The following is a 10,894-nucleotide window of genomic DNA, read 5'->3' as shown; positions in this document are numbered from 1 at the left end:
CAATTACAAATCGGTTATTCTCATGAGAAGTGCCGTCCGGACGGCGGCATGACACTCATCCGGGAATCCATTTCCCCACGAACCGTGAAGAGCCGCTTTAGGTCCGTTTATGGCTGGCATACCTCTTTGCTGTCCGCTTCCTCCGAAACTCTACTCTTAAGCCAAGACGCCGCCCAGGCCCAACCCCAGATGGCCCGAGCTGCCTCGCCCACGGCTAACCCAACTTGGCTGCCCGCAGCACCAGCAATGACCGACAAGGTCACTACGCCCCCGACGGAAAGCGGTAGTGCCACGACCTTTCCAGTAAACGCGGTCCTAACTCGCCCTGCCGCCTTCAAAATGATGTTGGGACCGGCCGCAAGCCCTGCGGCGGCCGTAGCTATAGCGACGAACGGGAAGACATCGGCAGCCCCCTGCGCGGAATCTCCGAGAAGGAACTCCATCCAGCTAATCGGTATGAGCCAAACAATTGGTATCCAAAGAAGCGTGATGCCTACTGAAGCGCCAGACAGCGCTAGTCCAATATTTCTCACCGATTTATATTTTCTCGCCGCGACTAGTCTATTAGTTTCAGATGCAACTGTGAGGATAAGGCCTCGCGTGAGTAGAAGCACGGGAAGTATCAACATCGAGGCCGCTCGTATCTGTCCAGCCGCAACAGCGCCAAGCATTATAGCGATGAAATAGACGGCACCGGTGGAGACCGCATTTGTCAGCATAAAGTCGCTAGCGAAGAACTTTGACTCATGCCATGCCATTTTATGCCACGCTCTCAGATTTCGCATCCGTAGCCGAGGCTTGAGGAGTGCAAATCCGACCAGGCCGGCGATCCATGAAGCACTGCCCCACGCCAACAGAAATGCAGTGAGCTCCCCGTATACCGATGCAGCAAGCAGAAGAGCGACCGATGCAATAAGGGCAATACCATCTAGAATTGTTGCTAGCTTAGACTTTCCATGTGCCATTAATACGAAGCGAAAATTATCCTGCACAACGAGGCCCAGGAGAGCGAAGGCAAATGCAATCCAAAAGGAATCATTGAGGACTATTCCTGCTACTACAGCAATGATAGAAAACACTGCACCGTAAGCTGCGCTGGCACTCAAACAGGCAGACGTCAGGGCATCTCGATCTTCACCCTCCGCAGCCGAGTGTCGAAAGACGAGAACCTCGGACGTAAGAGCCCGTATCAATCCTTGAATGAAGTAAGCCGAAGTCAAGGCGACGGCGAAGACTCCATAAGCCTCAGCGCTTACTTCCCTAGCAGTGAATATGGTCAAGACCAGGCTTATTGCGCTAGCCAATCCCTGGGAAGCCACTCCCCACACTATACGGGCTACGCGATTATTGGGAGCAGCCTTATCTGCATTACCTGAGCCCTTGTAATGTCGCCCTGCCGAACGTGATTTCATTCTCGAAGACCCGAAAAGTTTACGCTTGATGAGCCAACTACTTCTGGCAGGCGACTTCGAATCGGGCCTTTTGCCGATTCGGGATTGGCAATTAAACCCTTTATTGCCTCCACACATTCAGAAGAAAATCCCGGTCTTGGCTCAAGACAAAGGTGCTTTATTCCCAAAAGATCGTAGAGTCCCTCGACCTTACCCTGTGTTCCTAATGTGATCGTCGGCACTTCAGAACTCAACGCAATCACAGCCAAGTGCATACGACCTGTCACGACAAGTGACGATTGGGTTGCCAGTCGCCTTATCTGCTGTGGGCGCAGAGTCGACTTCACCACATAGACATGGCCCAAAGGAGCGGAAAGTGATTCGGTAAATTTCTCAGTTGCGAGAAGATCATCATCGCCATCTCGAATGACATGTGGAAGGAGCACTACACTGTAGTTTGCACTCAGCAGGAATTCTAGAATCCTTGAATAGTCAGTGCTCAGATCAATTCTTGCAGCAATAAGCCCACTAATATTTAGAAGGGCTATATTGCGACCACCCGCAAGCTCAGTGCGTATCCAGTCGTCCGTCTCAGGAACATCCATTTCACCGCGAAGACTAAAGACCGTGTCGGACGTAGCTTCGAGGCCAGAAACACCGTCACTATCCAGTCGCTCCAAGCTTTGGGGGTCCCGGGCAAGAATTCGGGCGTGTCCACCAATTCGCCGCATGGCAATTTTGGCCGTGTGCTTCGAGTTTGGCGACCAACTGAAGCCAAGGATACGTGCAGGGACGTCCATTAAGATGGCACAGTTAACGGAACTCATCCGGCTAATCGATTGGTCCGGACTATAAACCCCATCCATAATATCGGCGCCAATTACTGAGTAGGACTTTGCTCGCCGCAGTTGCTTACAAAGTTCGATCGTAGCCTTTATGCGTATACCGGGCAATCCGGAGATCAAAGCGGGCACTTCGACAATCTCCAACCTCATTCTGGACTCCTCCGGAATAATTAGACTGCTGGCCGAGGATGTTAGGACGACCACAGGTCCGTCCACGTTTTGAAGATACGTTTCGAACATCGCTTGGTCACCAATATTGCCGCCACCACTTGCCGACAGGAGTACGTGGTGGGTCGGGATAGGTCTCGCTAACCTTGCCACGAGCCCGGCAACTAGCTGATCTGGTTGCCAAATGGCTTCCATGTACGTTCTCGAGGACCGAATCCTTCGAACTAGGTTTCGAATCATCATTCTCCTAAATAAATCGCGGCGGGTCGGCCGGTAGTTTACTGCTCGGCACTGACGGGTTGGGACCAGCTTCGGAATTCAGTGCAGCGGTCCACGACGAATCGACGCGCTGTTTATAGCCAGAGAAGATCTTCTCGGGGGCATCGGGAGCCGCAGCCACTGCCAAGAGGCATTCAAGAACCATTTCGGGCTTGGCATCAGGACGGTAAGTGGCAGCCGCGTACTCTCCGAATACATCTTTTGCGAATGAATTCTCAGGCGAAACACTGATACGCCCGCGTTCAAGCGCCCGTATTGCTATGCCGCTCTGAAAGTAGTTCCTGTACGGAATCAAGACGACGGCGGATCGATCAACCGCCGCATCAAGTTCTGGCTCCGAAAGAAAGCGGCTATCAACTGACCAGCCAGGTATGTCGGTTGGCCACCCGCGACCGTAGATCTTCGGTTCAAGGCCTTTGGCTTTCAGCATCGGCCCCAGCCTTACAAGAAGTTCTACATTGCGCTCAGGCTTGAACTGGCCAGCGACAACCACCTCTCCGCCAAGCGTCGGGTGATTAACTTGCTGGCTAAGTATCGGATGCAGTGCCTTGACCACGGTTAAGCGGGGAAAAAGCTGCGAAGCAACTCGAAACGCATCGTCGGAGTGGACAAGAACTTCCGGTGCCCCCCGACGAGCCCAACTTGCTGCGATAGAGCGACTGATCCGGTCGAATCCAACCTGCTTTCGAATAGGCACCGGGTCATGGAATATTATGAGACTTCGACCTCTTCGAGCGGTCCAGACGATGGGCTCCAGCAGACCCAAGCTTGGCCAGCAATGAATAGTGACAGATCCCGAAGCCGAGCCCTGTCTGGAATTGCGAATTGCGTTTCCCAGCTTCGTTAGTTGCCCGAAAAGTCCAGACTTATCTTCTACGGCGTGCGTGGGCATCACGCTGTGAGCGAGACTGACCCGAGCTAGTGTCTCTGAAAGCTCCAACTCAAAGTGTCGCAGTGCGGCAGGCAGTGGATTACTTATCAAGATCTCCATGTGCCGGTGCTATCCGCGACCGGAGGGTAGGTTGCTGACGCGATTTTCGGAGCCGAGGTTAGGGCCAACCATCGCGGACAACCGGGCGAGCACGTTGTCGTAGCCGGTGCACACAAGTTCCCAACTATAGTGAGTGCGCGCCCTCGCTTCGTTCTTTTCAGCGAACTCCGCCTGGGATGTTGGATTTGCCAGCAGCTCCACGATGCCCGTCGAAATTGCCTCGGGTTGGGGCGTTACATAGAGGGCGCCGTCAGATAGGACTTCCCTGTTGTACACAGTGTCTCTGGCTACGACTGGTGCACCACACGCCATGGCCTGGACAAGTGCGGGGTTTGTGCCCCCTACGCTGTGTCCATGAAAGTAGACGCCGCAGTGTTGCCATAGGGACAGCAGGCGTTGGTCATCGCTGACGTGTCCCAACCACCGAACGTTCTCATAATTCTCAGCTAGTCGTTGAGCTTGTTCGTCGAGCTCGCCGGCATATCCGGATGAACCCACGATGACCACCGGGGACACGCGCTGGAGGGCCTCAACTGCCGCAAAGAACTCGGGGACGGTATTCTCTGGAACGAACCTCGCCACAACGAGCACGTATTTGCCAGCGGTCAGACCAGGCTCGATGCTTAGAGGTTGTGGTATGTCTCCCCCGTAGGGAATCACGACACTGTCGCGCCTAAAGTCAACCTGCCATCGCCGTTGGATCTCCGAAGCATCGGCCACAAGCTCAGTGGCAAAAACCGCCGTCAGCTTGGCAGAAAGTCTAAAGATCGCTTTAGCGAAACGTCCCCACTTGGCACGCTCCCATTCAATGCCATCAACATTAACCACTACAGGTATTCCTCGAAGACGCAATAGCGGCAGCCAGAACCCGTTCGCTACGTTCATGACCAAAGCCACATCGGGTTTTTTCCATGCGGCATGGATACATGCCGTAAGGCCGTAGCTCAGAGTGCTCAGCGATTTACTCTCCACACCCGCGGTTTCGACACTGATGACGCGCGCGTCGCGTTCACTATCATCCGGCGAGGTTGTGTCTTTACGTCCGTAAACGGTGACATCCCAGCCATGGTCGGCAAGAAAGGGCGCCAGTTTCCGCACGGCTGTTTCGAATCCACCGTAGTAACTCGGATACCCTCGGGTTCCAATAATTGCGACTGACTTGGGCATGCTTACCTTTCCATTGAACGAGACTTTGAGCGTGCCAGAAGCAGCCACAAGCCATCTTTGGTATATCTAAGAGCGTCTTATGGGCCTTGAACTTATTTTAGAGGCCTGTTACTGGGTGTAGAGGCACCGCGTTTTCCTACTCAACGCGGGTAGGCTGCCGCCGTAGCCTCGTCGGGTTTCGGTACTGGCCTGGGTTATCCAATGGGGTCCGGTTCATAACGGAGCCTAGTACGCGTGCTCGCACCCTCTCCAGACGATAAATCGCTTGTTCGAGTTGGGCGTACGTAGTGCGACCCGCCGAAACAACAACGACGTAGCCATCGGAGATTGAAGAGAAAACTGCTGCGTCTGTGAAAGGTAGGACCGACGGGGCATCGATAACGACAAAATGGTCAGTTGCCAAACCGCTGATTAGATCAGACATTGACTGCGATCCCAGTAACTCGCTGGGATTGGGGGGAATTCTTCCAGGGCCAAGAGCGCGAAGGTTCGGCTCACTACTCCAGGGTTGCAGTACGTCCTCAACATTGGCTTGACCGCTCAAGACTTCGCTAAGTCCTGGGAGTGAAGCCATTCGGGGCTTGGCTGTGGTCCGACTACGCAAATCGGCGTCTACCAGCACCACGCGTCGCCCGTCCGCAGCAATGGCGCTTGCAAGGTTGGCGGCCACCGAAGATTTTCCTTCCCCAGGGACCGCACTTGTGATAGTCACAACACGAACCGGGCTATCAATGCTTGCAAAGATTATGTTCGTCCTTAACTCCCGAAATACATCAGCAGTTCGATCACGCACCACCCCAAAACCCCCCTCGCCACGCTTACGCCGACGTCCACCACCGTGCACATCCAGAAACGCACGATTCATCGGGATGTTTGCTAATACGGGGAACTCAAATCGTTGCTCAACATCCACCGCATGACGTATCTTACGATCGGTGTGCAGCCTGCAAAGAGACAAAATCATCCCGAGCAGGACGCCCAAAATAGTCGATCCAACCAGCAGCCAGATTAAATGCCTAGGCTCACTTGAGGTGGGCAACATCGCCGGGGAAAGTGGGACGATGGCCACTGAATTTCCTACAGCCCTAGACGAAGAGCCGTCCTCGATCTGTTTCAATTGATCCGTCAGTACATCCAGGTAGGTGTCGGCTAGATTTTTAGCATTCGAAGCGGTGCCGGCCTCGGCAGTAACCTCCAGGATCGTCTCGCTGTCAGCTACCTCGACGTGCACTGCGTCGATTAGCGCCTTCGACGGCCCTTGCAAATTCAGCCGGCTGCTTACCGCCTCGACAACAGCGGGAGATCCAGCCAAGGAAGCATAGAATCTGGCCTTAGATTTTGCCAGGACTTCTCCGGAAACGGCTTGCACTTCGTTCTGTGTCAGTTCTGGCATCACAACGGCTTGGGCCGTGGCCTTGAAGCTCGCCGGTTGTACTGCAGCGTAAGACATTGTCGCAGCAACGCAGACCACGGCTGTCGCAGCCAAACGCCGCCACGACGCAGAAAAGAGCCGGGCATAGTCCGCAACTCTCATTTGAAACCGCGGGTTCGACACAGCGTGTTTCAAGTATTGACTCACGCCTCCCCCATCTGTGCGCGCCCCCCAGCGGTGCGCTTCATCGAAAATTTTACACGCAGCCCGAGGGCGAGCTTTTACTTTGAAGGCCTGTACGATCGGAAAGCCGTTAAACGCTGTGACGCCGCTCATCTGGGCACCAACCGCGCGGAAGGCGTTCCGGCCGGCTGCCTCAGTGAACACGGTAAGAACCCGCCAAGTTAACCGGGCAGTCGGACGTGTTCGAGCGCAGCTTCTCTCCTATATCATTTTCATATTCTTAGCGGCATATTGGGGGCGAGTTGGAAACTTCGGCGGATACGCAGCGTCTTACAGGGGACCGGACCACGGAGGACCCATTATTAGGGAGTCGGCCTTATGACTGGCGGACCAAGGTACGTCGACGAATAGTCGTTTCAGATGCCCTCGTGGTGCTTGTCACTGTCGTTGCCGCCCGATGGCTCCGATTTGGAACCGATGCGGACTTGCCGGATTTCGAATTTTCCGCCTATGGCGCCGTGACGACCTTGCTGGCGGTCGCCTGGATTTCTGCTCTGACAACTACCCAGAGCAGAGCTACATCGATCTTAGGTATCGGCAGTGAAGAGTACCGCAGAGTCGCCAGCGCCACTTTTGGGGTGTTCGGTCTATTGGCCATCATTTCAATGGTTCTTAAATTCGACGTAGCAAGAGGGTACATCGCAATCGCTTTGCCACTCGGCCTGATTGCTCTGTTGGTTTCGCGCAGGCTATGGAGAGCTTGGCTCGTTCGACAGCGTGTGAAGGGACAGTATTGCGATAGGGCGCTGCTGATCGGTCACCGAGTGGAGGTTGGTTACGTAGCGGATCAGATACGTAAACAACCCTCCGCCGGATATCAGGTGATTGGAGCTGTGATAGCCGGCGACGAGAAGCCCAGTGCAGGTGATGCCCACGTCGTGACACCCTCGGGATTGCAAGTCCCAAGTGTAGGGTCGCTGACACGAGTAGTCGACACAGTGAAATCGACTGGTGCCTCGGCAGTGATAGTCGCGGGTCATGTCGGAGACCGAACTTTCCTAAAGTCCTTGGGATGGGAACTGGAGCCCACAGGCGCGTCGTTAGTGTTGGCTAGCCGACTCACCGACATTGCCGGCCCCCGGATCCATTGGCGACCCATTGACGGGTTGCCACTAATGCGAGTGGAACTCCCCCAATACCGAGGAACGAAACACTCCATGAAACGACTGATGGACGTTGTGCTGTCTGCCTTCGGTCTCCTCGTACTCGCTCCGGTATTCGTTGTGGTTGCCCTCCTAATACGAGCAGAAGACAAAGGCCCCATTTTTTTCCGTCAGCCGCGGGTTGGTATCAATGGGCAAGAGTTCCTCATGCACAAATTTAGATCCATGCGCGTCGATGCAGACAGCATGGTTGGTGAACTTGCAGCGCTAAACGACGGAAACGGAAAACTCTTCAAAATTCGGAATGATCCGAGGGTAACCAAAGTGGGAGCTTTCATCCGAAAGTATTCGATTGACGAGCTCCCCCAGCTCTGGGACGTCCTTCGAGGCGCTATGAGCGTCGTCGGCCCGCGCCCTCCGCTTCCGCGCGAAGTGGCCACCTACGAGGATCATATTCACCGACGACTTAACGTTCGGCCCGGAATCACAGGCCTGTGGCAGGTAAGTGGACGATCTGACCTTTCCTGGGCAGAGAGCATACGACTGGATCTCTACTACGTGGAAAACTGGTCACCTGCAGGAGATATCTTGATCCTTATCAAAACGGTTCGAGCTGTCTTGGCTAAAGAGGGAGCCTACTGACGAGGAGGGAGCGGGCCGCGGCCTGACAAGTAAGATGCAACATCTTGGATGAGTGTTGGTCCTCCCTTGATCAGGAACTTCCATCTGTCCCTTTGCATTTCAAACCGTGCACCCCAACTCACGTCGGCTTTAGAGTTGCGCGCCAATATCCCGTCCCGGTGGGGCATCAAAGACCTCCACAGGAGCAGGGGCCTCTGCTTCAGCGGCACAGCCAAGATAGCGAGTATTCGTGCTGCACCCGGTGACCTGGAGAGGATGCGGCGTCTCCACTCGTCTGATGGCAGTGGAATGCTCCCAACCACAGACTCGCCAAAGTGGCGACGGAGAAAGGGAGCCAAAGCGGGTATGGCGCCCATAGCACGAGCCAATTCAAGAATTTCTGCACGATGCGATGACAGATCCATCGAATGAAGGAACTCTAGTTCGTCCTTGCTCCTTTTCGTCCACGGCGTCCTCAATGCGTGCAGAGCTGTTATACATACAGCCAAGGGCATTTTTGGCACTCTAATGGCCCTACCGGCCATCGTTGTCTGATCTGAAGCAGACCACATGGCGTCGAAGACCTTGTAAACATCCGCCTCTAAACCTGGATACCTGAAATGCAAATCGATATCGTTCGGCCAGTTTGGGTGAAATAGCGTGACCGAGTGTTTCGGAAAGGCAACTTCGTCGGGATCCGACGGCCTCAAATCCCAGCCTTTGGCTCGTAGTTCGCGCGTAAATAGCGTAATAGTTTCAGGAAGCACTATGACATCTACATCTGCAGACTCCCGCGACCGACGGACCCCAAGACGCTCACTGTAAGGGCCCTTAATGAAGATGGCTCGAACGTTCGCTGTCTCGGCTATATGACTGACCAGGGCGTGAGCCAACCTAACTGCCTCGTACAAACGAAGCACGCCGCTTTGATCCAACCCACAGACCTAAATTGAACGCCTGTGTCGATCTGGCGCAAAAGTGTGTGGCTCTGCCGTCATAGGAGCTCCTGAGGACGAAATCAGGCGGTCGAACTCGGACAAAGCTGGATTGCTCGGGGTGGGCACCACAGCTAATTCTGGGTCATGTGAACTGTAGGACCCGTAGTAGGAGTATGAATCGGCACCGGACAGCGGAACGCAATTCAAGATCGTTCCCAGTACACGTCCCTTAGCACGCCGCAGATTGCCGATCGAGCGGGTCAATTCATCCTGAGTCGTCTTGCCCGACCTCACAACCACAATTGCACCGTCAGAAAGTCGGGAGAGAATTGCTGCGTCGGTAACCGGAAGCAAGGGCGGCGCGTCGATCAAAACAGTAGAGCTATCACCTAGCAGTTGGAGCAGGGCAGCCATTGCGTTAGAGCCTAGAAGCTCGCTGGGGTTGGGAGGAATGGGCCCGGATCCGAGAACACTCAGGTTATCGAGAGCACCCCACTGCTGCATAACGTCGGATACTTCTGCGCGGCCGCTGAGCACGTCGGTAACACCGACGCCGGGTACTAATTGAAATACGTTCGCCACTGTAGGCCGCCGAAGATCGCCGTCAACTACTACAACGTTTTCTCCTGCTGACGCCATGGCGACTGCGAGGTTGGCTGTTACCGTCGATTTGCCTTCGGAGGGCACCGAGCTAGTTACGACTATTACGCGCGGAGGCCTGTCCACATTGACAAACTTGAGGTTGGTTCTCAGTTCACGAAGTGCCTCGGATATCGCGTTGTTTCCCTTACCACCGTCATGTCCACCGAGGGTCGCAGCGTCGATGACGAAACTTCCGCCGTCCAATCGGTGATCGACGGGGATCGTTCCTATCACCGACACCCCAACCAACCGCTCAACGTCATCTATAGTCTTGATCCGCCTGTCCAGGTGGTTGCGCAAGAAGGCCAGCACAAGCCCCGCAATTAAGCCAGCCATAAATCCCCCGGCCACGTAAATTGGTACGTTCGGAGCAACGGGGGTAGTGGGAACTACTGCCTGACCTAGGGGAACAACTCGAACTGCAGGCTGAATGGGTGCTCCGCCCTCAACTGTCCCCGTCGACTCCAATTCAGCGACTTGTTGAGTTATGCCCCTGACCCAGGCATCAGCAATGCGCTGAGCATCCTCAGGAACGGTGGACTTAGCCGTCACCTTGATCTCAGCACTATCCTGCGGGACGGCGACCGTGATGGATGACAAGAGCGCGTCAGCCGTTGAATCGATCCCCAAGTCCGCGATGACTCGATCAGCAACCAACCTCGATTGCCCCACCGACTTGAAGTTCTTCGCCTTCGACTTTGCTAAGTTGTCTCCCGCCAAGGACAAGCTGAGGTTATCCGCGCCGCCGGCGACCACGATGCCGCTGGAATCCGAAGCGTAAACCCGCGGCTGCAAGATTACCCAGACTGAAGCAGCGAGGGTGCCCATAAGCGCGCATGCCACTATCGACTTCCAGTACGAACGAGCGACCCGCAAGTAATCGGCCAAAGTCAACCCCTGCGTTTGAGTGTCATCCGCCGTTAGCTCCGTACCAATCACGCTGTCGTCCTCCCCCGCTTCGGGCACCCACGGCCCAAGGCAATTACTAATTTTACGTCATGTCGCGGGATCGTTCGTTACGCGCTCAACCGCATCTTCACTTACCACGTATCCTAGCGACGCTTCGGAGGCGTAAAGTAATCGCGGTAAGGTCTGGCAAGCGTTTGACTGGGTGACCTCTGATTACTCGCAAGC

Annotated in this window: 8 protein-coding genes; 1 reads left to right on the top strand and 7 read right to left on the bottom strand. The window is 54.9% G+C overall.

Annotation, left to right across the window (positions count from 1 at the left end; all coding sequences use genetic code 11):
- Positions 1 to 107: 107 nt before the first annotated feature.
- From ACFV4R_RS06800 to ACFV4R_RS06780, 5 genes are all read right to left on the bottom strand, one after another.
- Positions 108 to 1,319, bottom strand: coding sequence for a hypothetical protein (locus tag ACFV4R_RS06800; RefSeq protein ID WP_377201341.1), 1,212 nt, complete (start codon positions 1,317 to 1,319; stop codon positions 108 to 110).
- A gap of 89 nt (positions 1,320 to 1,408) precedes the next feature.
- On the bottom strand, positions 1,409 to 2,386 hold the full coding sequence (locus ACFV4R_RS06795; protein WP_377201342.1) for a polysaccharide pyruvyl transferase family protein: 978 nt from the start codon (positions 2,384 to 2,386) through the stop codon (positions 1,409 to 1,411).
- A 265-nt stretch (positions 2,387 to 2,651) separates the two neighbouring features.
- Positions 2,652 to 3,674 carry a hypothetical protein gene (locus ACFV4R_RS06790; RefSeq protein WP_377201343.1) on the bottom strand — a complete coding sequence of 341 codons (1,023 nt, stop codon included), beginning with the start codon at positions 3,672 to 3,674 and terminating at the stop codon, positions 2,652 to 2,654.
- Between the two features lie 9 nt (positions 3,675 to 3,683).
- Positions 3,684 to 4,841 carry a glycosyltransferase gene (locus tag ACFV4R_RS06785; protein WP_377201344.1) on the bottom strand — a complete coding sequence of 386 codons (1,158 nt, stop codon included), beginning with the start codon at positions 4,839 to 4,841 and terminating at the stop codon, positions 3,684 to 3,686.
- 136 nt (positions 4,842 to 4,977) lie between these two features.
- The gene (locus ACFV4R_RS06780) at positions 4,978 to 6,600 is read right to left on the bottom strand and encodes a polysaccharide biosynthesis tyrosine autokinase (protein WP_377201345.1); all 1,623 of its coding nucleotides are present in this window, start codon (positions 6,598 to 6,600) and stop codon (positions 4,978 to 4,980) included.
- A 224-nt stretch (positions 6,601 to 6,824) separates the two neighbouring features.
- Between ACFV4R_RS06780 and ACFV4R_RS06775 the strand changes: the two genes are divergently transcribed.
- On the top strand, positions 6,825 to 8,201 hold the full coding sequence (locus tag ACFV4R_RS06775; RefSeq protein WP_377201346.1) for a sugar transferase: 1,377 nt from the start codon (positions 6,825 to 6,827) through the stop codon (positions 8,199 to 8,201).
- Here the strand turns inward: ACFV4R_RS06775 and ACFV4R_RS06770 are convergent.
- Both ACFV4R_RS06770 and ACFV4R_RS06765 read right to left on the bottom strand, forming a co-directional pair.
- Positions 8,195 to 9,100, bottom strand: coding sequence for a nucleotidyltransferase family protein (locus ACFV4R_RS06770; RefSeq protein WP_377201639.1), 906 nt, complete (start codon positions 9,098 to 9,100; stop codon positions 8,195 to 8,197). The two genes, ACFV4R_RS06775 and ACFV4R_RS06770, sit on opposite strands and share 7 nt — an antisense overlap.
- A gap of 24 nt (positions 9,101 to 9,124) precedes the next feature.
- Positions 9,125 to 10,699, bottom strand: coding sequence for a polysaccharide biosynthesis tyrosine autokinase (locus ACFV4R_RS06765; RefSeq protein ID WP_377201347.1), 1,575 nt, complete (start codon positions 10,697 to 10,699; stop codon positions 9,125 to 9,127).
- Between the last annotated feature and the right edge of the window lie 195 nt (positions 10,700 to 10,894).

Origin of the sequence: Pseudarthrobacter sp. NPDC059871, from assembly GCF_042731175.1 — a bacterium.
Taxonomy (GTDB): Bacteria; Actinomycetota; Actinomycetes; order Actinomycetales; family Micrococcaceae; genus Arthrobacter.
Note: the sequence above shows the minus strand (reverse complement) of the source record. Positions and strands in the feature narration are given on the sequence as shown.

Bases quoted from the DNA above. Each gene is read 5' to 3' on its own strand.
- ACFV4R_RS06790 (WP_377201343.1), bottom strand. From the start codon at position 3,674: ATGGAGATCTTGATAAGTAATCCACTGCCTGCCGCACTGCGACACTTT.
- ACFV4R_RS06785 (WP_377201344.1), bottom strand. From the start codon at position 4,841: ATGCCCAAGTCAGTCGCAATTATTGGAACCCGAGGGTATCCGAGTTAC.
- ACFV4R_RS06795 (WP_377201342.1), bottom strand. From the start codon at position 2,386: ATGAGGTTGGAGATTGTCGAAGTGCCCGCTTTGATCTCCGGATTGCCC.